We start from the raw sequence: 25,277 nt of genomic DNA, 5'->3' as shown, positions 1-25,277 counted from the left end.
GATGGATCTCCCTTTTTTGCAGGAAACCCTGCTGGCGCTGCTCAAAGGCCTGCCGCTGACCATTAATCTGGCGGTGTTGTCGCTGCTGGGCGGCGGCCTGCTGGCGCTGGGGCTGAACCTGCTGCGTCAGACGCGCGTCGGTGGCTATTTCGCCCGTTTTTACGTCTGGCTGTTTCGCGGCACGCCGCTGCTGATTCAAATTTTTATGATCTACTACGGCCTGGGCAGTTTGCCGGCGGTGCGCGAAAGCATGTTCTGGCCGCTGCTGCGCGATCCTTACTGGTGCGGGCTATTGGCGCTGATCCTCAACGACGCGGCCTATACTTCGGAGATTTTGCGCGGCGGCCTCAACGCGGTGAGCCGTCAGTCGCTGGAGGCGGCCAGGGTCTGCGGCATGCCGTCGCATAAGATCTTCACCCGCATTACGCTGCCTATCGCCATCCGTCAGGCGCTGCCCGCCTACAGCAATGAAATTATCTCTATGCTCAAGTCTACTTCGCTGGTGAGTACCATCAGCCTGATGGAGATGACCGGCATCGCTGACTCTATCGTCTCCTCTACCTTCCGCGCGCTGGAAGTTTTCCTCAGCGCGGCGGCGATCTATCTGCTGCTCAGCATACTGGTGAGCAAAGGCGTCTCTCTGCTGGAGCGGCGCCTCTCCCCCTACTATTTCGGAGCGCGTTCATGACCCAACCAACCATCATGCTGAGCCATCTCAGAAAAAGCTATGCGGGACATGAAGTGCTGCACGACATCAGCCTGACGGCGCAGGACGGCGATGTCATCTCGCTAATCGGCGCCAGCGGATCGGGAAAAAGTACGCTGCTGCGCTGTATTCCCTTTCTTGAAGTGCCGCAGGCGGGCGAGATCGCCGTGGGCGAGAACAGCGTGACGCTGGATAACGCCGATGAAAAGCTGAGTCGCGCGCAGCGCCAGCGCATTAAGCTGATGCGGATGCAGCTTGGCTTTGTGTTCCAGAGCTTTAATCTCTGGCCGCACAAGACGGTAATGCAGAACATCATCGAAGCGCCGGTGCACGTACAGAAGCGCAACGTCAAAGAGGCGACGGAAGAGGCGGAGGCGCTGCTGCATAAGGTGGGGCTTTACGCGAAGCGCGACGCCTGGCCGTCGCAGCTGTCAGGCGGCCAGCAGCAGCGCGTGGCGATTGCGCGCGCGCTGGCGCAGCAGCCGAAGGCGATTCTGTTCGATGAGCCGACCTCTGCGCTCGATCCCGAACTGGTGGGCGAGGTGCTGCGCGTGATCCGCGGCCTGGCGGAAGAGGGGCGCACGATGATTATCGTGACGCACGAAATGGGCTTCGCGCGCGACGTGTCGAATAAGGCGGTGTTTTTGCATCAGGGAATGGTGGAAGAGGAGGGCGCGCCGGAGCAGCTGTTTCTTGACCCTGTTTCGCCGCGCTGCCGCGCGTTTGTAAACAGCCACTTCCAGCGTAATGCGAGCTAGCTGTAGGCTGAACTACACCACCTCAACCAGCTGGAAGGTCTCGAACACCAGCTCCATCTCGGGGTGAAAGGTGCCTTCGTTCTGGAAAAAGCGCTGATGCTCGCGGCGCCAGCTTTCCAGACTAAGATCGTCTTCGCCTTCCAGCATCGCCATCTCCGGCGTCACACGGTCGAAGCGGGTCAAAAAGAGGCCGGTGGTGCGGATTACGCAACGCGGCTGCCCCGCGCCGTCGAGGATAATGCTGTAGCCGCCAGGCTCAGGCTTTGATTCGTCATCCTGCCAGCCGTGCAGCGAGCCGCAGCTCGCCATCTTTTTACCGGCAATCACCAGCGTAACGAGACGATCGGCCAACTCGGCCGAGTCGCCGAACGCCCATGCATGCGCCTCTGGGTACTTCTCGATCAACTGCTCCAGCGAAACGGACATCAGATCACTCCCGATCGGGTGCGCCGCGGCTCTTTTTCGCGTGCGTAACGACGCACAAAGGCAAAGCAGGCCAGCGGCAAAGGTAAGGTAAACAACAGCAGCAGCCACAGCAGCACATAAACCGCATCCACGCCGTCATTCTGCAAATTGTTGTAGAGCTTAACCGGAATGCCCTGCGGGAAATAGGCAAAAATCATCACGATGCCGAATTCGCCGATAGCGCGCACCCAGGCGAGCGCTACCGCCGTCGCGAGACCCGGCGCGGCGAGCGGCAGTGACAGACGGCGAAAACGCTGCCACGGCGACGCGCCCAGCGTGCGGCCCGCCTCCAGGATGGCGACGGGCACGGCGGCAAAGGCCGACCGCGCCGCCGTAATAAACCAGGGCAGCGCGCCGTACCACTGCGCCAGCACAAAGGCGGCCGGATTGTTAACCAGCTCAACGCCCATGCGCGCCAGCAGCGAGCCTGCCGGTCCGTAGGGTCCATAGGCGCTGACCAGCAGAATGCCCATCGCCAGCGGCGGCGTCAGCAGCGGGATCAACACCAGTATCTCCACCACCGTCCGCGCCTTGCCGCGCGCCTGCGACAGCCACCAGGCGACGGGCAGGCCGGTGGTAACGATCAGCAGCAGCGATATCATTCCCAGCCCGGTCGAGATCGCGATAGCGTTGCCGTCGCCCCAGGCAAGATGAAAATGGCGCCAGCGAGTCAGGGCGATCAGCGTCAGGAAAGGCACCGCCAGCAGCGCAAGCGCGGGCAGCGATAACCAGAGTGCCGAAGAGGGGCGACGCTTTATCACGGGTAGAGCGCGTCGCCTTTAGGCGCGGCGTAGCCATTCTGCTGGTAGAGCGCCTGACCCGCTTTGCTCAGCATAAAATCGACGAAGGCCTGTCCCGCTTTCGCACCGTGAGGCGCATTTTTCAGCACCGCCGCGTAGTAGACCAGCGGCTGGGTGTGCAGGGTTTTCTCCTCGCCTTTGCTGTCTTTGATCGTAAAGCTAACGGTGTCGTACCACTTTTTAGCCTGTGCCGGATTGCTCAGATTAATCTCGTCCGGCAGCGCGACGTAGGGCAGATGCGCAGAGATGACTTCGCTTTCATAACCGGCCGCGGCGTCGACCTGGCCGCTCTCAAGCCGTGCCAGCAAACCGCCTTCAAGATGAGTCTGCGCCGGATTCTGCACACCGCCCATGATGCTGTCAGCTGCGCCAGGCTTGCCGTAATACTTCTCCGCCAGCAGCAGGGAGAAGACAATATTCTGCCCTTTAGGATCGTTAACCGGATCGGTACGGCCAAACTTCAGGCCGGGCGTCGCCAGCAGCTTAAGCCAGCTGGCATTGCCTGCCTTCGCGGCGGCGGCGAACTGCTGCGCATAGGGGCCTTTTGGGCTATAGGCGATCACCATGCTGGTGCTGGCGACTGGCACGGCGTTATCGATCAGGCCCGCCTCTTTCAGGATCTGCATCGGACCTGGCGTAATTGAGACAAAAACGTCAGCGGTGATTTTTTTGCTCGCCAGCAGTCGCGCCATGCCGTAGGCGCCCTGACCCTGTCCCTGATAGCTGCCGTGGTTGGCTTTGGCGAATGCCGGGCCTAAACTCTCATCCATTACCTTGCCCATTGAACCAGCGTAGGTGACGCGAATATCGGTCGCCATGGCGGAAGCGCTGCATAATAGGGCGCTTATCAACGCGATAAGCCTGAGCTTTTTCATCTGCACTCTCGTTATAAAGTAAAGTAGATAGCGATTATCGTGAGGTCGCGTCAGCCAGACAAGCGTCAGCCGTGCGGTAAGAGAGAAAAGGCGGCAGCGCGAGGCGGAAAGTCGCGCTGCGTTGAGGAAGAGTTTAGGTTTCGTCTACCAGCAGGTCGCTTCGCCAGCGTGGCTCGGCGCCTGGTTTTCATGCGGACAAAAGATAATGCGATCGCGGCCCTGCTGTTTGCCCAGATACATTGCCCGGTCGGCCTTTTCGATCAGCGTCTGTAACGCCTCATCGCTGTCTGCATGCACGGCGCCACAGGTTACCGTGATCTGCAGCGTGCCGGTCGGCGTAATGAAATTATGCGCGCGAATCTGCGCCATAAGTCGCTCCAGCGTGGCGTTAAAGGCCGCATCGCTGTCGCAAACATGCAGCAGAATAAATTCTTCGCCACCAAAGCGGTAGGTTTTGTCCTGGCTGCGGCTATTCATGGAGAGTAAGCTGCCAAGTTCTCTCAGCACTGCATCGCCAGTCGTATGGCCATATTTGTCGTTGACCTGTTTAAAGTGGTCAATGTCAATCAGGGTCAGATAGAGCGAAGGCGCTTCATTACGACCAACAGCCTGCTGCAGTAACGGGAAATCGCGATAAAGCAGTTTTCTGAGCGGCAGCCCCGTCAACGCATCGTGGTTATTCCGTAGCGCGATCAGCTCGGTTTTATAACGATCGATGGCGTCGAGGAAGGCCCGCTGGTCCGCGTAATAGTCCTGTAGCTGCGCGCGCGTTAAGGTGCCTTGCTGCATTGCCAACAGCAGTTCGCGCATAGAGGCGTGGATAGCCGCGTGGCGCTCTTCAATTTGTTTAACCGCTGGATCTTCAAAATTCTTCAGCCGCAAACGAATGGCCAGCCATTTACTGAACCGGCAGTGCAGATGTGATTCGGTGTCCATCACCTCTGGATCGGGGCTGTCATGGAACAGCGCCGTCGTGGTTAGTTGACTGGACCAGATATAATGTTGAGCGATTGCCTGATTAAGTTCGCCGATATCCCGTTCTAATTCAAAACCGTTAATTTTTCGCAGCGTTATCATTTTATTAGTTACGTTAGTAAAACATTAATGAAGGGTAGTAAGAGACGTGTCGAAAGGCGTTGATTACGATCATATCCTGCGCGTTATGATTTCTCAGTGCGGGGTAAAAGAACCGTTTATGATTAATTTAGCAACGAATTTTTAATGTGATAAATATATGCATGATGTAACGGCAGGTTTCTGCATGGCTATATTTGGCGAAGATGCCAATGGGTTAAATCCATATTTTGTAATTAGCACTGATGAAAAAAAGCGTGATGACGCTTCTATTGTTGTTCAGATTTTAATCGCAGTGGAAGAAAACAGTAAAATATAGAATGGCCGCTTTTGCCTCTTGCATCCTGCGCCGCTGCGCATCTTAAATCGCTGCTGAAGTGGTGAATAATGGATCCTCATCAATAATAAGTGAACCGGCAAAATATTAACGGCCGGTCTCAAAAGAGAATGCGGCTCTGCGCAACAGGCCGGAGCCCTCCTTACTTATAACATGAGGTAAGCCATGACTATCGCTTCGCTTAACGAGTCATCACGCGATCTATCGCAGTTTGTCGGTACGCATTTTGTCTATACCTACGATAACGGCTGGAAGTATGAGTGGTACGCGCGTAATGAAACGACCTGCGACTATCGCATCCATCAGGGCCTGGTTGGTGGGCGCTGGGTGACTAATCAGAAGATGAATGCCGTGCAGTTTGCCCCTGGTATATTTAAGGTGGACTGGCATGAACCGACCGGCACCTGCGTCAGCCTGCTGTTTGACTTGAACCGCAAACTGCTGCATGGCACCATTTTTTTCCCGCAGTGGATCGCCGGAGAAGGTCAGCATCCTGAAAAAACCATCTGCTATCAGAATGAGTTTATCGAAGATATGCATCGTTTCAGAGATGAAGGCCCAGCCTATCCTTATGTCATCATTCCCGAATTTGCCGAAGTTACCTATATGAAAAATGAAGGGCCCGATAACGACAGCGTTATTGACCGCGCGCCGGGACAGTTGCCTGAAAATTTCTTTGAAGGGAAATAACGACCTCGCTCTGCCGCGTGCGTCGCGGCAGAGCCTACCCCATCCTCCTTTACCATGTTGCCCTCGCGCCAAAAAACCACTTTTCAGCTGGCTTGAAACGAGTCGCGCTGGCGATTTAATCCCCGTAATAACGCTTTTTGCATGCCTGGCGTCGTAATTATTCACTCGCTGACATATTTTTACATGCTTATACGATTTTTTATTTAAAGGCAATATAAAAACAATGCATATCAGCGCGTTAATAATAATATTCAGGTGACGTAGCTAAATTTAAAATTTTTGCTGGTAGGAATTATCCTGAATTAACAGCGTGCGCAATAAAACAACGAAATTACAATAAACCCTTGCTCGCAAAGGATAAATTCTTGTTGGATTAATGTCTGGTTTTTTAGCCGCGTTCTCGTCTTTGTTTTAATTTTCTTTTTTTTTACCGTTTGGCTTGCAACGGCTGGGTTTTGATTCAGACTTAAGTTTCATTAGTTGTAAATGCTTTTGATTTGATTATATCAGGGTGTTTATTTCAACCGGGCATTTCATTAAGGGTGAAATATGGCTTCTTCTTCAAACAACGACGAACATCCAAATGCAGAAGAGGAAATACTGCATCTGGCTGAAGAAAAGCTGAGCGTATCGCGAGAAGAAGTACTGGATGGATATGTCACTGTCAAACGCCAGACTTCCACGCATAACGAGCCAGTAAGTCTACTGTTGCGCCGGGAAAACGTCGAGGTGACGCATGTGCCGAAAAATGAGCGCATCGCGTCTATGCCGGATATCAGGGAAGAGGAAGGCGTCCTTATCGTTCCGGTCGTAGAAGAGGAAGTTGAAATCATTCGCAGGCTGGTTTTGAAAGAGGAGTTGCATATCCGGCGAACGCATGAAGAGGTTCCCTGGGAAGAGACCGTTTCACTACGTAAACAGCATGTCGAGATTAACCGGAAAAAAGACGACACCTAAGCCATCATCACGCAGGAGGAAATCATGGCACACGAAAAAATCGTAACAATGTTCAGTACTCTGGCTCAGGCTGAAGGGGCTAAGCGTAGCCTTATCAAGGCGGGTTTCGCCGAGCATGATATTGATGTGATTTCTGGCGAGCGTCTGAAATCGGAAGGACACGAAGCCCGTCATCCAGGCTTCTGGCAGCGTCTGTTCGGCAGCACGCTGGATGAAGAGCAGAGCGGCGTGTATGAAGATGCGATTAACTCAGGCAGCGTCGTGCTGACGTTGCGCGCTGAAGAGGATAAGCTGCCGCGCGCCTACAGTATTCTGGATGCGCATGACACCGGCGAACTGCCAGCCGGCAACGGCCTGTCGCAGGATGACGGCTACACCGTTTCGACTGCGCAGAGCGCGACTGGCGTCAACAGCGTTGCCGACAGCGGTCTGACGCAGCCGGTTCGCACTTCGCTTACCGGCGATGAAAGCGAAGAAGAAGTGCTGCGCCTGGCTGAAGAGCGTCTGGAAGTCGGCAAACGTCTGGTCAGCGAGGGGACCACGCGCGTCCGTCGCTATACCGTGACCGATCAGGTTTCAGAAAATATCTCTCTGCAGGAGCAGCATGCGGATATCTTCCGCCGTTCAACCAACGATCTGGCCGCGACGGATAATGTTGACTGGGAAGATAAAACCATCGAAGTAGCGGAAACGCATGAGCAGCCGGTTATCAACAAAACCGCGCGCATCAAGGAAGAAGTGGTGGTACGCACAGACCAGAGCGAGCGCGTTGAAAACGTCACAGATTCTGTTCGTCGCCAGGAAGTGGACATCGATCATGCAGACAGCCATCTCGCTGCGGATGCCCCTCTGACAGGTACCGGCAGCGCTACGGCAAAACCTGCCGGCGCTTTTAACACTACCGGAACCACCGGCGCAGATGACGATATCGTTGAGAGAAGCGGCGTATCAGGCGTTGAAGAAAAGGATAAAGTCGATCCTCTGCTGAAACGTCCATAAGGTTCTGTTCAGTCTGGCGAGCAGTCGTCAGGCCGAACCTGAACAGCTGCAGCGGGGAAGTCAACGCGGTTGCCCTGGTGTTGGCTCGCTGCCAACCTCCCCGTCTGCACGCATCAATCTATCGGCATTGCCGCAATTTTCAGTAGTTTATTATATTGCCAGATGTTACCGAAAATTCGCCGCACGCTGCGTTTTGCTTTCTGCTTCGCTAACCGCATGATTGCGCAGCCGTTGCCGCAGGTTAACTCAACGCGTTAAATGCGGATTCGTCTAGTCTGCGCTTTTTTGGTCAGAAGGCGTCTGAATTTAGCGTTGTTGCAGCGATATGTCAGGTTTTTCATAGCCGCCCGAAGGAGCTTTTTTATGTCTGAACGTCCCGATACTGAACCGCTGCCGGATGATGCGGAAATACCTGCTTACGAAGATGACGACACCGACCAGTAATCCATATCGCCTGCGCTCTCCGCAGGCGATGCTTTCTATGCCATCAGACGCTTTGCCCACTCGCTAATCTCATCGCCACTGCCCATCTCCGGTTGAATTAACCCGTTGATCATAAAAGTCGGTGAAACGTGCACGCCATTCTGACGCGCATATTTGCAGTGCCACTTGATCTCGTTTTGCAGCTCTGCGCGGTCGAATGGGGCGCGAGCGTCGACGTCGCTATAGCGCTTAAGGCGGTCGATTATTTCTTCAGGCGTTGTGTGCATATTGGGGCCGCGACAGTGATCGACAAACTCGAACTCTTCGCGGTGATCGGCTACCGCTTTCATCACCGCTCTGGCGGCATGTTTCCCGTCGGGTAGAGTCGAGGCCGCCAGAATATAGCGCACAATCAGCCCTGAAAAGAGATGCCACGGCTGCGACTGCAGGCGGATTTTCAACGTCATCTCTTTTTCGCCGACATATTCCAGCAGCGCATCAAGCTTATTGAAGGCGCGTACGGAAAAAGGGCATGTTGGTTCCAGAAAAATCTCGAAAACGCATGGTCCCTGGCCCCACACCAGCGCATCAGCCACAAATTTGTCTCTGCTCATTTTTTCTCTCCTGTTAAATCTAAAACCTCTGCCATTCAAAAAATTGCCCTGTCTCAGCACCTTACAAGGTTGCCCTAATCAGGCATCAAAAACCCGCTTTTACAGCTAAACCAGCCGCTTTTTTGAAAACGCTTCCACGGTGATAATCCCGCTGTGTAAAAGTCGCCGAAAGCCCGATGATGCAGCTATAGTTAATGCCATGTTAACATTATCTCGCCCGCGCAGGTGTCAACCGCGCGGTAAAAGTTATAACTGTTCCGGAGCCGGAAAGCGCTAGAAGAGGTTGATTTTGCTTACTAATCTTTCCTGGAAAACTATCCATGACGTCATTATCAAGACCATCGAAGAGATGCTGGACGAGCAGCAGACGCTCAACGTTCCGACGCTGCGCGCACGGCTGAAAGAGCTGGCCGAAAGCGAAACCGATGAGGTGATGGTGTTGTGCTACTGGCAGGCGAGCAAAGTGCTGACGCGACTGCCGCCCACCGTTACGGCCGCACAGCTGATGAGCGCAGCCCGCCACGCTTTTCGCACACCGTTGAATCACGATCTATTATAAAAACGGCTCGGCACTCAGCGGTAAACCGCTGCTGGCGAAAACGCGTAAAGTAAAACGTTTACAGCAATTTATGATGTACAAAGCAGCGTGCGTCAATTCAGTAAGGAACCGCTATGTCGCATTTCCGTCCGGTGGCGCTTCAGCACGCCAGCCGTCTGCTCAATCACGGTCCTACCATTCTGATTACCAGCCAGCATCCGCAGACTCAGCGCCGCAACGTTATGGCCGCCGCCTGGTCGACGCCGGTGGAGTTTACGCCGCCGCGCGTGGCGATCGTGGTGGATAAGGCGACCTGGTCGCGTGAGCTGATTGAGTCGAGCGGCGCCTTTGGCGTCTGCGTGCCGGCTGCCGCCTTCGCCGATCTGACCTATGCCGTCGGCAACCGATCGGGGCGCGATGAAGATAAATTCGCCGCCTGGGATATTCAGGCCATCAAGAGTCCTGAGCTGGGCGTGCCGCTGCTGGAAGAGAGCTGCGTCGCCTGGCTGGAGTGTCGGCTGCTGCCGGCAACAGAGGCGCAGCAAAACTACGACACTTTGTTCGGCGAAGTAGTGGCAGCGGCAGCTGACAGCCGAGTCTTTTATGACGGTCGCTGGCATTTCAGCGCCGAAAACCGCGCGCTTCACACTTTGCATCATCTTGGCGGCGGGCAGTTCGTGACGGTTGCGGACAGCTTCAGCGCCAAAATGCCTTGAGCGCATTCACTACCTTAGCGAGGAAAAGCATGAAATTTAAAAGTTACGCGGCCATGAAGGCTGGAGAAGCGCTTCAACCCTATGAGTACGATCCCGGCCCGCTGGCCGCGGAAGATGTCGAAGTTGAAGTCGATTACTGCGGCGTGTGCCACTCCGATCTCTCGATGATCGACAACGAGTGGGGCATCTCGGCCTATCCGCTGATCGCCGGTCATGAAGTGATTGGCCGCGTGGTTGCGCTGGGCGACAGCGCCAAAAATAAAGGCCTGAGCATGGGCCAGCGCGTCGGCATCGGCTGGACGGCGAAAAGCTGTCAATATTGCGACGCCTGCATCAACGGCGAGCAGGTTAACTGCGTCAACAATAACGTTCCCACCATCAGCAACCATGGCGGCTTCGCCAGCCATTTACGCGCCAACTGGCAATGGGTTATTCCGCTGCCGGAAAATCTGGACGCGGCGACCGCCGGTCCGCTGCTGTGCGGCGGCATCACCGTCTTTAAACCGCTGCTGATGCATAACATTACCGCTACCAGCCGCGTGGGCGTGATCGGCATCGGTGGTCTTGGCCATATGGCGATTAAACTGCTGCGCGCGCTGGGCGCGGAAGTCACGGCCTTCAGTTCGTCGCCTTCCAAAACTGAAACCATTAAGCAGATGGGCGCGGACTACGTCGTCAATAGCCGCGATCCTGAGGCGCTGAACAAGCTGGCCGGTCAGTTCGACCTGATCATCAGCACCGTCGCGGTGGATCTTGACTGGCAGCCCTATTTTCAGGCGCTGGCGGCCAATGGTCGCTTCCACACCGTGGGGGCGGTGATGAAGCCGTTCGAGGTGCAGGCGTTCAACCTGATCCTCGGCGATCGCGGCGTGACCGGCTCCTCTACCGGTTCGCCGGGCCAGCTGCGCTCGCTGCTTCGTCTGGCGTCGCGTGCGGATGTCGCGCCGACCGTGGAATATTTCCCGATGTCGAAAATTAACGACGCGCTCGATCACCTGCGCGCCGGCAAGGCGCACTACCGCATCGTGCTGAAAGCGGACTTCTGATCGAACAGCGCGCCCTCGGGCGCGCTGTTTTATTACATCAGGCCTTCCGATTTCATCGCGGCGATCACTGACGGACGCTGCGCATGAGTCGCAGCAAAGCGCTGCAGCGCCGGCCAGTGATCCAGGCTGAAATCAACCACGCGGAACCAGCTCAATACGTTGAACAGATAGGCATCGGCAATGGTGAAGTGGTCAGCGTATAAATAGCGGTTATCTCCCAGCGCTTCCGCCAGCCAGTCCAGACGTTTGGTCAACGTCGCCGTCGCAGCCGCCTTCCATTCCGGCGTGATAGCCGGGTTGAAAAACGCTCCAATGCCTTTGTGCAGCTCGGTGGAAATAAAGTTCATCCACTCCAGCACCGCATAGCGCGCTTCGCCGCCTGCCGCCAGCAAATGGCTCTCCGGCTTCAAATCCGCCAGATACTGGGCAATAACGGCGCCCTCGGTCAGCACGTGGCCGTTGTCGAGCTGCAATGCCGGCACATAACCTTTGCTGTTGATCGCCAGAAAATCGTCGCCTTCGACGGTACGTTTGGTTTTTAAATCCACTGCAACGGAGGTATGCGGCAATCCGGTTTCGTGCAGAACGATGTGGGTCGTCAGCGAGCAGGCGCCCGCTTTATAGAACAGCTTCATCTCGTTGTTATCCCTGTTTTGTTTTTTGCTGCCGCAGTCTACGGCAGCGCGGACCGCTTGCGCCATTGCCTTTTGTGCTAACAGGCTAGAATGACGAGAATTTTGCCGTTCACTTCAGGCCTGGCCATGTCTGGTATGCGCTTGCCGCTATAAGAGAAAGCTTATATATTTGTATAAGGAATCGCTTATAAGGAGAACTGGCGATGTGGGCGGTAATACTTACGGACGAGTTTAAAAGTATGGCTACGCGGTCAGGAACCAGCCTTAAAAAAGCGCATCGCCGCCAGCCTGCTAAACCTCCAACATTATGGACCAGCTTTGCCTCGGCCCTATGCGGACACCGTCAAGGGGTCCCGGTTTACCAATATGAAAGAACTAAGAATTCAGTACGGCGGACATCCTGTACGCGCCTTTTATGCCTTTGATCCGGCGCGTCAGGCGATTGTGCTGTGCGCTGGCGATAAAACGGGCGATAAGCAATTTTACGAACGCATGATAGCGCTGGCGGATGACATATTTAGCCAGCATCTGGAAGAACTTAAGAGAAACCCTCATGACTGAACTGAATGATTTCCTGAAGGCTGAGTTTTCTGATACTGAACTGGCGGATGTTCAGCAAATGGCTGGCACCATGATCCTCGAAACTGGCCTGCAACTGTTACGTGAAGAGCTGGCAATCTCGCAAAAAAGCGTGGCCGCCGCGATGGGCGTTAAGCAACCGCGGATCGTGCAAATTGAACAGGCTGGAGCCGATCAGCGTCTGATTACGATTAAGCGTTACGTTGAAGCGATGGGCGGCACGCTAAGCCTGTTGATCGAAATGCCTGATGGCCTGGGCGGCCGAACGCTGCGGGTCTAAGTGCACCTCCTCAGCGGCAGAGCAATGCTTCACTTTAAACCCTGCGGCGAATTACAGGCCATAGCCTAAACTTACTGTTCGCCTGCGGGGTGCCGCAGCAGATGATAGCCAGCCTGAGCTGGCTGGCAGGATGCACTGACGGGAGAAGATATGCTGTGGTTGTGGAACGCTGGAATCGTATTACTGACCGTCGTAGCGATGGAAATTACCGCCGCGCTGTCGCACAAATATATTATGCACGGCTGGGGGTGGGGCTGGCACCGATCGCATCATGAGCCGCATAGCGGCTGGTTTGAGGTCAACGACCTGTATGCCGTGGTGTTCGCCGGGCTGGCGATTCTCTTAATCTACCTGGGCAGTCGCGGCGTCTGGCCGCTACAGTGGATAGGCGCAGGCATGACGCTTTATGGCCTGCTCTATTTTATTGTGCATGACGGGCTGGTGCATCAGCGCTGGCCCTTTAAGTACATACCGCGTCGCGGCTACTTTAAGCGACTCTATATGGCGCATCGTATGCACCATGCGGTGCGCGGGCGGGAAGACTGCGTTTCCTTCGGCTTCCTCTATGCGCCGCCGCTGGCGAAATTACAGGCGACGCTACGCCAGCGCCACGGTCGTCAGCCTAACGCGGACGCTGCCAAAGCTCGGGCGGACGCGGCGGCGAAGCGGCCGCCCGAGACCTGATCGCCTGCGCCGCACCCGCCGCCAGCAGCAGGAGCTTCTCCTGTTTGCTGGTGGACTGGCGGCGATCCCAGGCGGTTTCGCCCGCGCCGTAAACCTTAACGCCAATGCGGCGATAGACCTCTTTCGCCGTGGCGATCGCCCAGGCGGAGCGCAGCGGCAGCCCAGCCAGGCCTGCTGAAGCGGAAGCGTAATAGGGCTCCGCTTCGCTTACCAGCCGCCGCGCCAGTCCCGCCAGCATCGGTCGATGCGCGCGATCGGCAAAGTGAAGTCGATCGAGACCGGCCTCTTCCAGCCAGCTTTCCGGCAAATAGCAGCGGCCGACGCGCGCATCCTCGACGATATCGCGCGCAATATTGGTCAGCTGAAAAGCGATGCCGAGATCGCAGGCGCGATCCAGCACCGCCTCGTCGCGCACCCCCATGATTTGCGCCATCATCAGCCCGACTACGCCCGCGACGTGGTAGCAGTAGCGCAACGTATCCTGCAGCGTTTCATAGCGCGCGCCGCGCACGTCCATGGCGAACCCTTCCAGATGGTCGAAGGCGTAAGCGGGGGAAATGTCGTGGCCGAGCGCCACCTCCTGAAAGGCGGCGAACGCTGGTTCGTGCATTTGCGCGCCCGCATAGGCCTGCCGGGTTTTGCACTCCAGATTCGCCAGGCGCTGCTGGGGCGTCTGCGCCGAAGGGATCTCGCCGGGAAAGCCAAGCTGCTGGTCGTCGATCACGTCGTCGCAGTGCCGGCACCAGGCGTAGAGCATCAATACGCTGCGGCGCGTTTTGGCGTCAAACAGCTTCGAGGCGGTAGCAAAACTCTTCGAGCCCACCTCCATCGTCTCCACGGCATGGTGCAACAGCGTCGGATTATTCATGCAGATCCTCCAGCATCAGGCTTGCGGTGGCTTTGGCGGAACCGATCACGCCGGGAATGCCCGCACCTGGATGCGTGCCCGCGCCGACCAGATAGAGATTGCGAATATGACTGTCGCGGTTATGCGGCCGGAACCAGGCGCTCTGACGCAAAATCGGCTCGACGGAAAAGGCGGAGCCCTGATAGGCGTTAAGCTCGTCGCGAAAATCGAACGGCGTAAAGATGCGATGAGTCACCAGCTGGCTGCGCAAGCCGGGCATATAGTGCTCTTCCAGATAGGCGAAAATACGATCGCGCAGGCGCGGCCCCTCAACATTCCAGTCCAGATCGGCGGTGCCGAGGTGGGGCACCGGTGCCAGCACGTAGTAGCTGCCGCATCCCGGCGGCGCCAGCGAAGGATCGGTGACGCAGGGCGCGTGAAGATAGAGAGAAAAATCTTCCGCCAGTCCGTCGCGGTTGAAGATCTCGTCAATCAGCTCGCGGTAGCGCGGGCCAAAGCAGACGGTGTGGTGCGCCAGCTGATCGTGATGGTGGTTCAGGCCGAAATAGAGCACGAACAGCGAATTGCTCATGCGCTTGCCCTTCAGCTTTTTGGCCTGCGCGGCGGCGGCGGGATGTTTGCCGAGCAGATCGCCGTAGGTATGCACCACATCGGCGTTAGAGGCGACCGCGCGGGTCTCGAATACCCGGCCATCCTCCAGGTGCACGGCAGAGATCGCGGCGTCTTTCGCCTCTATATGGCTGACGCGGGCGTTCAGCTCCAGCGTGCCGCCTAAATCCTGAAAAAGCTTCAGCATGCCTTGTACCAGCGCGCCGGTGCCGCCGCGCGGAAACCAGACGCCCCATTCGCGCTCCAGCGCATGGATCAGGGTATAAATCGACGAGGTGGCGAAGGGATTGCCGCCGACCAGCAGCGAATGAAAAGAGAATGCCTGACGCAGCTTATCATCTTCGATAAAGCTCGCTACCTTGCTGTAGACGCTGCGCCAGGCCTGCAGGCGCGCAAGCTGCGGCGCGGCGCGCAGCATATCGCGGAACGACAGAAAGGGAACGGTGCCGAGCTTAAGGTAGCCTTCGGCGAACACGGCGCGCGAATAGTCGAGGAAGCGCTGATAGCCCGCCACGTCGTCTGGATTGAATTTGCGGATCTCCGCCTCCAGCCGCGCCTGATCGTTGTCGTAGTTAAATACCTCGCCCGACTCCCAGCAGAGCCGGTAGAAGGGCGTCACCGGCAACAGCTCGACATAATCGCTCATCGATTTGCCCGCCAGGGCGAACAGCTCTTCGATGGCGGAAGGATCGGTAATCACCGTTGGGCCTGCATCAAAGGTAAAGCCCTGATCCTGATAAACATAAGCGCGGCCGCCCGGCTTGTCGCGCTGCTCCAGCAGCCGCGTTGGAACGCCCGCCGCCTGCAGGCGAATCGCCAGCGCCAGTCCGCCAAATCCTGCGCCAATTACCGTGGTGTGCTTCATCGTGATGCTCTTCGTCCAGAAGGGTGAGTGAGAATAGCCTGCAGCGCCGCCAGTACCGGGACGGGCGGCTTGCCGCTAAGAATGCGCGCGCGGTCGGCCAGCGTAAGCCGTCCGGCGTAAAACCGGGCGATGAGCCCCTCGGGCAGCCCGTAAAAGCGCTGCATCACGCGCCAGCGCTGGTCCCCGTCGGCCGCCAGAAACAGCATGCGGTTGAGCATGCGAAAGAAGCCCTGCCGCCGCCATGCTGCCTGCGCGAAGCGGTGGATACGCGGCGCGAGCGCCTCAGGGGAGAAATCGGCCTCTGTGGCGAGTGCATCCGCCAGCGCCGCCGCCAGCGGCAGTGAATAGCCGGTCGTAGGGTGGAAAAGCCCGGCGCGCAGGCCGACGCTGGGCGGCCGCTGATGCCAGAAGCGGTCGAAGTCGCCCGCCAGGGTAATCGGCAGCGCGCCGCGCTCTTCGCGCATCAGCGTCTCCAGCTGCCAGCCCTGACGCGCGGCGTAGTCGCAGATATTCTGCCGCGCCTGCGCCGCCGCCAGCGAGGCGTCGTCGATATAGTGAGTATCCTCGATCAGCAGACGCGTCGGCGAGAGCGGCAGGGTATAGACGAAACGATAGCCGCCCTGCTGGTCGACGGCGGCATCCATCAGAATCGGACCCTCAAGCCGATGCGGCTGGCTCAGGGTCCACTCCTGACCGAGAAAAGCCTGAAAGCCGATCTGCAGAGCGGCGTCGGGCTGATAGCCGCGGCCATCGATCACGGCGCGCGCGCGCAGCACTTCGCCACTGGCGAGCTGAACGTGGTCAGGCCCGCTGCAGGCGATAGTCTGGTTAAGCCGCAGCGCGTCGCCGAGCGTCGCGCGCAGCACCTCGTCAAAACGGGCGGAAGTCATGCAGAAATAGCCGCTGTCGAGCTGACGCGTCAGCTGAGGAAAGCGCACTTCGTAGTGCGGCCAGCGGTGCGCCACCAGCGGCGCGATCCACTGATGCTGCGAGGCGCTGAGATCCTCTTGGTGGAAGCACCAGGTGTGGTTGCCGCCCGCGCGGGCGTCGGCTTCAAGCACCAGCACGCGCAGACTGGGCTGCTGCTGTTTAAGCCGCAGCGCCAGCAGTCCGTTCGCCAGCCCGGCGCCGAGCAGTAGCAGATCATACTGCGATGTCATAGCACTTCTCCGCAGGCACCGGCTGGCGCGTCAGCAGCGCGCGTTCGGTAATATCGGCCGCACGCTCGACGCCGCCGCAGGCCGCCAGCTGCGGCTGCAGGCGCGACATACGCTGTTTAATCGCCCGATCGTCCAGCAGGCGACGCAGGCGACGCGCAATCTGATGGCTGGTGGAGAAGCGCGACGCGCGTATCCCCAGGCCATGGTGCGCCAGCCGCGCGGCGATGCCGGGCTGATCGAACGCCAGCGGAATCGCCAGCAGCGGCGTGCTTTGCGCAACGGCGTCCAGCACCGTATTCAGACCGCCGTGGGTAATGGCCACGTCCGCCTGCGCCAGCGCGGCGCGCTGGTCGACGAAATCCGTGACCTGGGCGGCGCCGGCGCGCAGCAGTTTTCGCGCCTGAAAATCGCTCAGGCCGCCGCAGTGGGCGATCAGTAACTCCGCCTGCAGTTCACGACAGGCTTTCGCCAGAGTTTTAAACAGCCCATAGCGGCCGCCCTGCAAGGTGCCGAGCGAGGCGAAAACGCGCGGCTGGCCGCCATTGCTGAACAGCGGCAGCTCAGCGGAGGTCGCCGGTTCGCGCAGCGGGCCGGTGGCGTGGAAATGTGCGGGCAGTTCGCCGCGCGGAAAGTCGAGTGCGTGCGGCAGCTGGCTGATTTGCGCCAGCGGCGACAGACACTGATGCGGCTGACGGCGGTCCGCAAGGCCGAAAGCGTCGGCATGACGCGCCAGCACGCGATCGTGGCTGCGCATCAGCCAGTCGTAAATTTTTTCGCTGGAGGCGAAGCGCTCGCGCGCGGCGCTGCTGGTGCCCCACAAAAAGGGCATCACCGGCAACGGAAAATGCGCTTCGCGGTTTACGGGCAGCGCGCAGGCGACCGAAACGAATGGCAGCCGCAGCGCCTCCGCCACCAGTCCGCCTGCTGGCGCCATCTGATCGACAATAACGCCGTCTACCGCCAGCGCCCGCAGCGCATCCGGCAGCTCCCGGCACAGCATATCGGTGCTGCTGGCCATATCGCGGATCAGGCGCAGAATGCCTAATCCCCCAGGATGGGCCGCCAGCTGCAGCGTACGATCGAGCGTGCCGACAGGATGCGACGCCAGGCCGATGGCGTGAAAGCCGACGGACACATCGCTGAGCAGCGCAGCGACCTCTGCCTGCTGAATAAAGGTAATTCGATGGCCGCGCGCGATTAACCCCTGTGCCAGCGCCTGAAGCGCGCGCACGTGACTGTAAAAAGGCGGGGCGATAACCGCGAAATGGCTCATTCGCTTTCTCCCGCGCGCCGCAGCGGCGCGAGGCGCAGCTGGCGCAGGTTGGCGCTGCCGGTGCAGAAACAGGCGACGCGCAGCTGTTCGATCAGCGTCTCAAAATGCGTCACTACCGCGTCGGCGGAGTGCAGGGCGCTGCTAAGCACCGCCGCCGCCTGGCCGACCACGTCCGCGCCCAGACGCAGCGCTTTCGCCGCATCGATGCCGTCACGAATGCCGCCGGAGGCGATAAGCGGCATGGCGGGCAGCCTGTGGCGCACGGCGCGCAACGCTTCATCAGTGGGAATGCCCCAGTCGGCGAAAGCCATCGCCACCGCGCGCTGCTGCGGCGTGCTGGCGCGTTCGCCTTCTACCGCCGCCCAGCTGGTGCCGCCCGCGCCTGCGATGTCGATCATGCTGACGCCCGCCTCGGCAAGCCGCTGCGCAACCTCGGGCGAGATGCCCGCGCCGACCTCTTTCACGATGACCGGCACGTCGAGCGTTTTAACAAGTTGTGCAATCGCCTGCAGCACGCCGCGCCAGTCGCGGTCGCCGCCGCGCTGCAGCGCTTCCTGCAGCGGATTAAGATGGACGATCAGCGCATCCGCTTCAATCATGCTGACCGCGTTCTGCGCCAGCCTGCGGCCCTGCTCGCCGAGAATCTGCGCGGCGCCCAGATTCGCCAGCAGCGGAATATCCGGGGCGATACGGCGCAGGTCGCGCGTCAGGCCGAAATTGTTGTCGCTTTCCAGCGCCACGCGCTGTGAACCGACGCCCAGCGCCAGGCCAAGCGCCTGCGCCGCTTCGGCGAGATGGTGATTAATAGAGAGGGCGCGCGCCGCGCCGCCGGTCATTGAGCTAATCAGAAAAGGCGCCTGCATGGGGCGATTGAACAGCCGGGTGCGCAGATCGATCTGATCCAGGTGCAGTTCCGGCAGAGCGCAGTGCGTGAATTGCCAGCGGGCGAAGCTGCCCGATGCTGGCGTGGTGTTACGCAGAACAATGTCCAGATGATCGTTTTTGCGTTTCGTCAGGTCCGTGTCCTTCATTGCTGCTCCATATACTCAGACGGGAAACGCGCGGTCAGCCGACCATAGCGAGTTTTTTGTCGAACCAGGCCTGCACGAAATGCCGGGTGGTGTAACCGCTGTCGCAGGCGGAAGCCAGATGGCGATCGGCGCGGCGCAGATGGTCGCGCAGCCGCTTCTCCACCGCTTTGCTGCCCAGCATATTGACCAGCGTCGATTTTCCCACATCCTGATGGGCGTCTTTTCCAGTGTCGCTCTGACCGTCGGTCAGGTCGTCCAGCAGCTGGAAAGCCTGGCCGAGATCCCGCGCAAAGCGGTGCAGCTTTTCACGCGACGCCAGCGGCGCGCCGGCGGCCACCGAGGCCATCTGCATCGCCGCGCTGAACAGCGCGCTGGTTTTGAAATGGTTAGTGAGCTGAATAGCGTCGGCGCTGCGCGGCTGGCCGCCTTCGGTCAAATCGCGAAACTGTCCCTGTACCAGCCCCTGAATGCCGACGGAGTGGGAAAGCTCCGCCACAGCCTGGGTTTTCGCCTGACTGCTGATGCCGTCCGCCATCGCGATAACGCCGAAGGCGCGGCTCAGTAAGGCGACGGCGGCCAGAATCGCCACCGGCTCGCCAAACTGGCGATGGATGGTCGGGCGGCCGCGCCGCAGTTCGGCGTCGTCCATGCAGGGTATATCGTCGAGTATCAGCGAGGCGGCATGCACCATCTCAACGGCACAGGCGAAATCGAGCAGGCCGCTGAGTTCGTCGCGGTAGCCCAGGTCGTGCGCGGCCAGCATCAGCAGCACTGGCCGGATGCGTTTGCCCGGCGCCAGCGCCCCTTCGCGCATCGCGAGCCCCACGCAGTCGCGTTCGCTTTCTACCGGCAGCAGTCGATCAAGACGCTGTTCGATACTCGCGAGTAACATCAGGGGATCGCTGTAAATGAGGGTAGGATCTCTTTCAGCAAAAATGGTCATGATGGCAGTCCTTACTTGCAGGTGAGCGTCGGCCTGTCGTAATTGCAAATGAACAAAGTGGCGCAGAAGGAGCCATCTAAGAAAAAGTGAATCCTGTTATTTTTAGCACCACCGTAAACTGAACATTGTTGTTTTGTTTTGACGCGGCGGTGCAATAAAGCGTAGACGAGAATTGCCGCTCTGACGGGTGAAACGGAGATAAGTGGCAATAAAATAATAATTTTATTCACGAACTAAGTGCGGCGTCAGAAGGCGCAGGCCCTTCGGACAACATCTGGTTAAGCAAAGCGACGGCCTCTTTAACCTCCTGTGCCGTGAGCGCGCCATCTTTCGCGAAGCGAACGACGCCCTGCGCGTCCAGCAGAATGACCGTAGAGCCGTGCGGCGTCAGCTGCCAGCTGTTTCGCGCCACGCCGCTGCTGTCGATAACAAAATGCTGCCAGGGCGCGTCGCGCTTGCTCGATTTGATGCTGCGCTCGACGAAAATCGCGCTGCCGGGGATTGCATCGTCTGTATTAACGATGGTGGTGGTCTGAAAGCGGCTGCGCGGAAAGTTCGCCTGCTGAATGGCGGCGATCAGCGGCGCGTTTTGCTCTTTGGCCGAAAGCCGTCCGGCAACGTGGATCACCATACGGACTTTGCCGGTCAGCGACTGGCTGCTCCAGCGCTGGTAGCCCAGCATCTCATGTTGCATCACCAGTTCGCCCTCGTTGGCGATAAAGACTGGCGGAAGGGTTTTGCCCGTTTCCACGCTGTGCGCGGCGGTCAGGCCGGGAACAAGCAGGCAGATAAGCAGCAGAGAGTAGGGTTTCACGCAGCCTCGCACACAGAAGGATGAGCCTCAAGCCTGGGTGAAAATCTGCCGCTTCGCCAGTCAGGAAAAAAATGAATTTTACGCTTAGCTCAAATTTTAATCATACCTTCAATGAGCCAGATCAAACAACGTGCGGTCAAAGGATTCGATGATGCAGAGAATCATTGGCAAAAGGAGACGTATATGAAAAGTGAGTTAATGACCCTGTCTGAATTCGCGCGCTACCTGGGCGTCTCTCCGCTGAGGCTGGTGCGCGCCTACTGTAATCGCGGATCGCTGGACGGGGTGCCGTTGCCCGAGCCGGTAAAAAACGTGGCATTCAGAGAACGCTGCTGGTCGCGCGAGCAGGTGCGCCAGTTCCGGCATACGCTACAGCGCGCGCGTCACCACGGATAAAGAAAAGGGAAGGTTTTCACCTTCCCTTGCTTTAACTGCCGCTGACGGTTCCGCTCATCACGCCGGTCGCTTCCGCATCCACCAGAAAGCAGATCAGCGTGGCGTCGCGCTCGGCGGTTACGGCCGGCAGCGCTTCGGTGTCGCCGGCCACATCGCCTTTATGCAGGCGCTGCCCTTCAAGATTCACCACGCCGTCCAGCACCGCCAGCCAGGGCGCGAAGCCGGGAAGAGCGGGTACCTCCAGCGTGTTGCCGCGCTCCAGCCGCACGTCGTAAATATGCACTGCCTGACGCAGCGTCAACGGCGCGGCGCTGCCTTCCGGCCCTGCCAGCCACGTCCAGGCGTTATGGGCGACGCCGTCAGCGCGCTCCAGCAGCTGGGTTTTCGCTTCGCCGCCGGCGCGCGCTGGACGGATAAACGCCTGCAGCACTTCGGCTTCAATCAGCGGCGCGGACTCTTCGTGCCGCAGGCCTTCGCCCGCATTCACCACCATTACCCGTTTCGCCGACAGCGGCGTGCGTTCGCCCTGCAGGTCGGTATGCTGCACCGATCCGCGCCAGACGTAGCTGAGGATGTCGTCGTTCACATGCTCGTGCATTGGAATACGCGCGCCGAGTTTCAGCGTCGTCATATCGACAATCGCCAGCGGCCCGAAGCGTTCGCCCGGGCGCAGACGGCGAATGGTAAAGGGACCATATTCAAACAGCTGGCCGCGATGGGCACGCACAACATTCATCATCTTCTCCCGTTATGAGCTTATAAAGCGATGATAAACCGATCGGGAAAGATGAGAAGGAGGGGGATTTGCTGAGAGAGTTCAACTTTTTTGAATAAGCTGCCCGTCGCGGGGACGGGCAGCAGACGCCTTTATTTGCCCTGTTCGTCGCTCTCGCCGAGGAAGAAATACCACAGCGGAATCGACATCAGACCGGTAAAGACCGAGGTATAGAGAAGTACCATTAACGCCTGAGTGACGTACATCATCAGCGACCAGTCGCTAAAAGCGATCTGATACTGCTCGATAACGCCGCTGATAATGGCTTTACCCATCACCGTGCCGACAATCAGCCACAAAATCACCACGCTGCGCAGGAAATAACGCATCTCTTTCTGCTTTGCAGCGAAGCGCCCGCGCACGATACCCAGCGGAGACTGCTGCTCCAGCGGCGTTTCCGGCTGCGGCATGGCGGCGCGCTGTGCCTTGCGCCAGCGCAGCAGATCGATAGCGATAAACGCCAGCAGGCTGCCTCCCATTACCGGCAGCGCCCAGCCCAGCGCCAGCGCAACGATCAGCGAGGCGGCCTGCGCATAGCGCGGCATCGCCAGCCAGGCGACAAGAAGCGTTTGCGCCGGATTCTGCGCGGGCAGCGCCGGGCGACGGATCCACCACATGCGGTAGCCGAGCGCGATGGTGGCGCACAGACCCAGGCCGAACAGGGCCAGCAGCAGTTGATTCGGCCAGCCGAACAGCACGCCCATATGGGCGTCGACGCCCCAGCGCGTCAGCTTCGCCACCAGCGGAAAATGCGCGAATTCCACGCGGTCGACGATGGCGAACGTGGCGGGATCTACCGAAACGGCGTCAACCTGACTCGGCCAGCTGCGGTCGATCTCGCTTACCGTCCAGGCCTGGCCCTCTGCTTTCGGCTGGCGCAGCTCCAGTTTCGCGGCGCGGATGTCGCTGCGGCGCGCGGCGTTAAGCACGCTGTCCCAGTCGGCGTCCGGCGCATTTACCGCTCTGGCCGGCTGCGCTGGCATCGCCATACCGCTCATATCCATGCCGTCCATCTGCGGCATAGCATGATGATCGGCATGGGGATCGGCGCTGGCGGCGGGCGCGCTGGCGTCCAGCGCGGTGCGCACCTGCGGCGTCATCCAGCCCAGTTCGCTGCGCATTTTATCAATATTGCCGCCCGCCCACTGCGACCAGGTGAGGCCAGTGACCGAGAAGAAGAGCAAACCCAGCGACAGCGCCAGGCCAAGCGTTACATGCCAGTGGCGGGCGAAGGCGAAGCCCGACGCGGGCTTTTTCATCTTTCTGCGCGGGCGCGTGCCGAGCCACAGCACCAGTCCGCCGAGCGCGGCAACCCACAGCCAGGAGGCGGCCAGCTCGCTGTAAATTCGACCGACGTCGCCCAGCAGCAGGCCGCGATGCAGCTGATCCAGCCACATGCGCAGCGGCAGCACGCCGCTGGTGCCGTAAACCGTCATATCGCCCTTGACCTGCAAGGTGTAGGGATCGATAAACACCGAGCGCGATTCTGACGGACCAAGGTCGTTCTGGCTGAACTGCACGCGCGTGGTCTCCTGCGCGCCAGGTGCCGGACGCACCGCATAAACAGGCGCCGCCTCGCCGATATGGCGGCGCGCCGCGGCGACTTGCGCCGAAAGCGGCTGCGCCGTTCCCTGCGGCTCGGTGGTCAGCGCGGAAGCGTAAAGAACATTCTCAATCTGCGGCGTCAGCACGTACAGCGTGCCGGTCAGCGCCGCAATAAAAATAAAAGGCGCGATAAACAGCCCGATGTAAAAGTGCAGGCGGCGCAGCAAAGTGAATAACGAGCCGCGCGGCGGCGCCGTTTCCCGAAGTGATGACATAGCACATCCATTTTTATTCAGTTAAAGACGAACCCGCTTCCGTCGCTTTACGCGGCGGAATGGCAGGCATTCTGATTAAAAAACGCAGCGGGAAGGCGGGGCGCGAGGCCGGTAGACGCGGCGTTCGCGTCGGCACAGCGGCGGGTCCGCGCGCAGCATCGAGGGCGGCGCGCGCGAGATTAGCATCATCAGCCAGAGAAGGGGAACCGCAGCCCAGATCATCAGCGGCACATGCACCAGCAGCTCGCAGTAGCCGCAGGCGACGCCCTCTTCGCCCGACATCATATGGCCGGAAGGCATCATGCCGTCGTCCATATGATGCATCATCGGCATGGTGTCGGCGCTGTGCGACATCGCCATCACTGGAGCGGCCATCGCGCCGCCGTGGCGCGCCATCAGATCCTTCGACACCACGGGCGCGACGAACAGCAGCAGCACCGCCAGGATAGCCAGGCAGGCGCTGAGTCGCTGTTGCAACGGGGTGAAAAAGGTCATGAAAACATCACTGGCTGGTAAACGTCAGGCGCTATTTTAACGCGTTACGGTTCTCAACGGGGCTAATTCTGTAAAAATTCTTAGGGTATACGTGTACAGCCTGACGTCCGCCGCGCATGCGCTAGAGAACCGAGCTGCCAAGACGATCGCTAAGCAGCTCCAGCGCGGCGGTGCCCGCCAGCGAGTTGCCGATGGCGTCCAGACCTGGCGACCAGACCGCAATGCTCATTTTATTGGGAATGACAGCGATAATGCCGCCGCCGACGCCCGACTTCGCCGGCATACCGACACGCCATGCGAACTCGCCCGCGCCGTCATACATGCCGCTGGTGATCATCAGCGCGTTAATCTGTCTCGCCTGGCGCGGAGTAATCATCTGAACGCCGTTCGCCGTTTTGCCCTGGTTGGCCAGATAGACGAAGCTGCGCGCCAGCTCGACACAGTTCATCGACAGCGAGCAGTAGTGGAAATAGGTCTGCATAACCTTGCTGACGTCGTTATGAAAATTGCCGAACGACTTCATGAGCCAGGCAATGGCGGCGTTGCGCGCCGAGTGCTCATACTCCGAGCGGGCGACGTGACGATCATAGTTAATATCGGGCTGGCCGCTTAGCTGGCGCACAATCTCCAGCATGCGCTGGCGCGGCGCGGTCAGGCGCGTTTCCAGCATATCGCAAATCACCAGCGCCCCGGCGTTGATAAAAGGGTTGCGCGGCTTGCCGTGCTCCAGCTCCAGCTGCACCAGCGAGTTAAACGGCTGGCCGGAGGGCTCTTTGCCGACGCGCTGCCAGATTTCATCGTCGGAATAGCGGGTGAGCGCGACGCTTAGCGACAATACTTTAGAGATGGACTGGATGGAGAAACGCTCCTGCGCGTCGCCCGCCTGCCAGCTCTGACCGTCAGGCGTAGCCACGGCGATGCCGAGCGCGTGCGCAGGCGCTTCGGCCAGCGCGGGAATATAGCTGGCGACGCTGCCGCGCGAGGTAAGCGGGCGTACCTGCTCCAGAATCTCTTCCAGTAGCGCATTGCTGAGTTCGGTCACGAGTGAATCT

General features: G+C 59.0%; 29 protein-coding genes and 1 pseudogene. 13 read left to right on the top strand and 17 right to left on the bottom strand.

Features of this window, described 5'->3' with window-relative positions; translation table 11 throughout:
- Position 1: 1 nt before the first annotated feature.
- The gene (locus tag PVE98_RS22270; RefSeq protein ID WP_033748200.1) at positions 2-688 is read left to right on the top strand and encodes an ABC transporter permease; all 687 of its coding nucleotides are present in this window, start codon (positions 2-4) and stop codon (positions 686-688) included.
- Complete coding sequence (locus tag PVE98_RS22265) at positions 685-1,464, top strand: ABC transporter ATP-binding protein (RefSeq protein ID WP_033748199.1); 780 nt, start codon at positions 685-687, stop codon at positions 1,462-1,464. Before PVE98_RS22270 ends, PVE98_RS22265 begins: the two co-directional genes overlap by 4 nt.
- A 12-nt stretch (positions 1,465-1,476) precedes the next feature.
- Here the strand turns inward: PVE98_RS22265 and PVE98_RS22260 are convergent, their stop codons facing one another.
- From PVE98_RS22260 to PVE98_RS22245, 4 genes are all read right to left on the bottom strand, one after another.
- Positions 1,477-1,890: an ASCH domain-containing protein gene (locus PVE98_RS22260; RefSeq protein ID WP_033748197.1), complete on the bottom strand. Its 414-nt coding sequence runs from the start codon at positions 1,888-1,890 to the stop codon at positions 1,477-1,479.
- Positions 1,890-2,687: a molybdenum ABC transporter permease gene (locus PVE98_RS22255; protein WP_033749047.1), complete on the bottom strand. Its 798-nt coding sequence runs from the start codon at positions 2,685-2,687 to the stop codon at positions 1,890-1,892. Before PVE98_RS22255 ends, PVE98_RS22260 begins: the two co-directional genes overlap by 1 nt.
- Positions 2,687-3,604, bottom strand: a complete 918-nt coding sequence (locus PVE98_RS22250) for an extracellular solute-binding protein (RefSeq protein WP_096074176.1) — start codon at positions 3,602-3,604, stop codon at positions 2,687-2,689. Before PVE98_RS22250 ends, PVE98_RS22255 begins: the two co-directional genes overlap by 1 nt.
- 144 nt (positions 3,605-3,748) lie before the next feature.
- Complete coding sequence (locus PVE98_RS22245; RefSeq protein WP_096074177.1) at positions 3,749-4,681, bottom strand: diguanylate cyclase; 933 nt, start codon at positions 4,679-4,681, stop codon at positions 3,749-3,751.
- 184 nt (positions 4,682-4,865) lie between these two features.
- Here PVE98_RS22245 and PVE98_RS22240 point away from each other — a divergent pair, with 184 nt between their 5' ends.
- The 4 genes from PVE98_RS22240 (at position 4,866) to PVE98_RS22225 (ending at position 7,661) form a co-directional block, all read left to right on the top strand.
- Positions 4,866-4,997 carry a hypothetical protein gene (locus tag PVE98_RS22240; protein ID WP_255404256.1) on the top strand — a complete coding sequence of 44 codons (132 nt, stop codon included), beginning with the start codon at positions 4,866-4,868 and terminating at the stop codon, positions 4,995-4,997.
- A gap of 183 nt (positions 4,998-5,180) precedes the next feature.
- A complete protein-coding gene (locus PVE98_RS22235; protein ID WP_033748190.1) occupies positions 5,181-5,705 on the top strand; it encodes a phenolic acid decarboxylase in 525 nt (174 codons plus the stop codon).
- A gap of 549 nt (positions 5,706-6,254) precedes the next feature.
- The gene (locus PVE98_RS22230; RefSeq protein WP_033748188.1) at positions 6,255-6,662 is read left to right on the top strand and encodes a DUF2382 domain-containing protein; all 408 of its coding nucleotides are present in this window, start codon (positions 6,255-6,257) and stop codon (positions 6,660-6,662) included.
- A 24-nt stretch (positions 6,663-6,686) separates the two neighbouring features.
- Entirely contained in the window at positions 6,687-7,661 is a 975-nt protein-coding gene (locus PVE98_RS22225) for a YsnF/AvaK domain-containing protein (RefSeq protein WP_096074178.1), read from the top strand.
- A 479-nt stretch (positions 7,662-8,140) separates the two neighbouring features.
- On the opposite strand, the gene PVE98_RS22220 is transcribed toward PVE98_RS22225, so the two are convergent.
- Entirely contained in the window at positions 8,141-8,698 is a 558-nt protein-coding gene (locus PVE98_RS22220; protein ID WP_096074179.1) for a thioredoxin domain-containing protein, read from the bottom strand.
- Positions 8,699-8,987: 289 nt separating this feature from the next.
- Here PVE98_RS22220 and PVE98_RS22215 point away from each other — a divergent pair, with 289 nt between their 5' ends.
- From PVE98_RS22215 to PVE98_RS22205, 3 genes are all read left to right on the top strand, one after another.
- Positions 8,988-9,257, top strand: a complete 270-nt coding sequence (locus PVE98_RS22215; RefSeq protein ID WP_033749046.1) for a hypothetical protein — start codon at positions 8,988-8,990, stop codon at positions 9,255-9,257.
- Positions 9,258-9,370: 113 nt separating this feature from the next.
- On the top strand, positions 9,371-9,952 hold the full coding sequence (locus PVE98_RS22210) for a flavin reductase family protein (protein WP_096074180.1): 582 nt from the start codon (positions 9,371-9,373) through the stop codon (positions 9,950-9,952).
- A 29-nt stretch (positions 9,953-9,981) separates the two neighbouring features.
- Positions 9,982-10,998 carry an NAD(P)-dependent alcohol dehydrogenase gene (locus tag PVE98_RS22205; RefSeq protein ID WP_033748181.1) on the top strand — a complete coding sequence of 339 codons (1,017 nt, stop codon included), beginning with the start codon at positions 9,982-9,984 and terminating at the stop codon, positions 10,996-10,998.
- A 32-nt stretch (positions 10,999-11,030) separates the two neighbouring features.
- Here PVE98_RS22205 and gstA read toward each other — a convergent pair whose 3' ends face one another.
- Positions 11,031-11,633: a glutathione transferase GstA gene (gene gstA, locus PVE98_RS22200; protein ID WP_096074351.1), complete on the bottom strand. Its 603-nt coding sequence runs from the start codon at positions 11,631-11,633 to the stop codon at positions 11,031-11,033.
- A 203-nt stretch (positions 11,634-11,836) separates the two neighbouring features.
- Between gstA and PVE98_RS22195 the strand changes: the two are divergent.
- From PVE98_RS22195 to PVE98_RS22185, 3 genes and pseudogenes are all read left to right on the top strand, one after another.
- A pseudogene (locus PVE98_RS22195) lies at positions 11,837-12,194 on the top strand (type II toxin-antitoxin system RelE/ParE family toxin).
- Positions 12,187-12,492: a helix-turn-helix domain-containing protein gene (locus PVE98_RS22190; protein WP_096074182.1), complete on the top strand. Its 306-nt coding sequence runs from the start codon at positions 12,187-12,189 to the stop codon at positions 12,490-12,492. Before PVE98_RS22195 ends, PVE98_RS22190 begins: the two are co-directional and overlap by 8 nt.
- Before the next feature lie 150 nt (positions 12,493-12,642).
- Positions 12,643-13,176: a sterol desaturase family protein gene (locus PVE98_RS22185; protein WP_096074183.1), complete on the top strand. Its 534-nt coding sequence runs from the start codon at positions 12,643-12,645 to the stop codon at positions 13,174-13,176.
- On the opposite strand, the gene crtB is transcribed toward PVE98_RS22185, so the two are convergent.
- From crtB to PVE98_RS22150, 7 genes are all read right to left on the bottom strand, one after another.
- On the bottom strand, positions 13,115-14,044 hold the full coding sequence (gene crtB, locus PVE98_RS22180; protein WP_096074184.1) for a 15-cis-phytoene synthase CrtB: 930 nt from the start codon (positions 14,042-14,044) through the stop codon (positions 13,115-13,117). The genes PVE98_RS22185 and crtB overlap by 62 nt on opposite strands.
- Positions 14,037-15,518 (bottom strand): phytoene desaturase, encoded by a 1,482-nt coding sequence (locus PVE98_RS22175; protein WP_096074185.1) that lies wholly within the window; start codon positions 15,516-15,518, stop codon positions 14,037-14,039. The genes crtB and PVE98_RS22175 overlap by 8 nt, the downstream gene beginning before the upstream one ends.
- Positions 15,515-16,678, bottom strand: coding sequence for a lycopene beta-cyclase CrtY (gene crtY, locus PVE98_RS22170; protein ID WP_096074186.1), 1,164 nt, complete (start codon positions 16,676-16,678; stop codon positions 15,515-15,517). The genes PVE98_RS22175 and crtY overlap by 4 nt, the downstream gene beginning before the upstream one ends.
- Entirely contained in the window at positions 16,662-17,951 is a 1,290-nt protein-coding gene (locus tag PVE98_RS22165) for a glycosyltransferase (RefSeq protein WP_096074187.1), read from the bottom strand. The genes crtY and PVE98_RS22165 overlap by 17 nt, the downstream gene beginning before the upstream one ends.
- Positions 17,948-18,982 (bottom strand): type 2 isopentenyl-diphosphate Delta-isomerase, encoded by a 1,035-nt coding sequence (fni, locus tag PVE98_RS22160; protein WP_096074188.1) that lies wholly within the window; start codon positions 18,980-18,982, stop codon positions 17,948-17,950. The genes PVE98_RS22165 and fni overlap by 4 nt, the downstream gene beginning before the upstream one ends.
- A gap of 34 nt (positions 18,983-19,016) precedes the next feature.
- A complete protein-coding gene (locus PVE98_RS22155) occupies positions 19,017-19,874 on the bottom strand; it encodes a polyprenyl synthetase family protein (protein ID WP_227741446.1) in 858 nt (285 codons plus the stop codon).
- Between the two features lie 277 nt (positions 19,875-20,151).
- Positions 20,152-20,739, bottom strand: a complete 588-nt coding sequence (locus PVE98_RS22150; RefSeq protein ID WP_033748160.1) for a YtfJ family protein — start codon at positions 20,737-20,739, stop codon at positions 20,152-20,154.
- A gap of 183 nt (positions 20,740-20,922) precedes the next feature.
- Here PVE98_RS22150 and PVE98_RS22145 point away from each other — a divergent pair, with 183 nt between their 5' ends.
- The gene (locus tag PVE98_RS22145) at positions 20,923-21,135 is read left to right on the top strand and encodes a hypothetical protein (RefSeq protein WP_033748157.1); all 213 of its coding nucleotides are present in this window, start codon (positions 20,923-20,925) and stop codon (positions 21,133-21,135) included.
- A gap of 31 nt (positions 21,136-21,166) precedes the next feature.
- Here the strand turns inward: PVE98_RS22145 and PVE98_RS22140 are convergent, their stop codons facing one another.
- The 4 genes from PVE98_RS22140 to glsB all read right to left on the bottom strand — a co-directional run bounded on the left by PVE98_RS22140 (position 21,167) and on the right by glsB (position 25,267).
- Positions 21,167-21,871, bottom strand: coding sequence for a pirin family protein (locus PVE98_RS22140; protein WP_033748153.1), 705 nt, complete (start codon positions 21,869-21,871; stop codon positions 21,167-21,169).
- Between the two features lie 131 nt (positions 21,872-22,002).
- A complete protein-coding gene (locus PVE98_RS22135) occupies positions 22,003-23,730 on the bottom strand; it encodes a DUF2534 family protein (RefSeq protein ID WP_096074190.1) in 1,728 nt (575 codons plus the stop codon).
- A 75-nt stretch (positions 23,731-23,805) separates the two neighbouring features.
- On the bottom strand, positions 23,806-24,225 hold the full coding sequence (locus PVE98_RS22130) for a DUF2946 domain-containing protein (RefSeq protein WP_033748149.1): 420 nt from the start codon (positions 24,223-24,225) through the stop codon (positions 23,806-23,808).
- A 121-nt stretch (positions 24,226-24,346) separates the two neighbouring features.
- Complete coding sequence (gene glsB / locus PVE98_RS22125) at positions 24,347-25,267, bottom strand: glutaminase B (RefSeq protein ID WP_096074191.1); 921 nt, start codon at positions 25,265-25,267, stop codon at positions 24,347-24,349.
- Positions 25,268-25,277: the final 10 nt, after the last annotated feature.

Origin of the sequence: Pantoea sp. GABEPS69 (assembly GCF_045780835.1) — a bacterium.
Classification (GTDB): Bacteria; Pseudomonadota; Gammaproteobacteria; order Enterobacterales; family Enterobacteriaceae; genus Pantoea; species Pantoea septica.
This window is presented reverse-complemented; position numbering and strand designations above follow the sequence as displayed.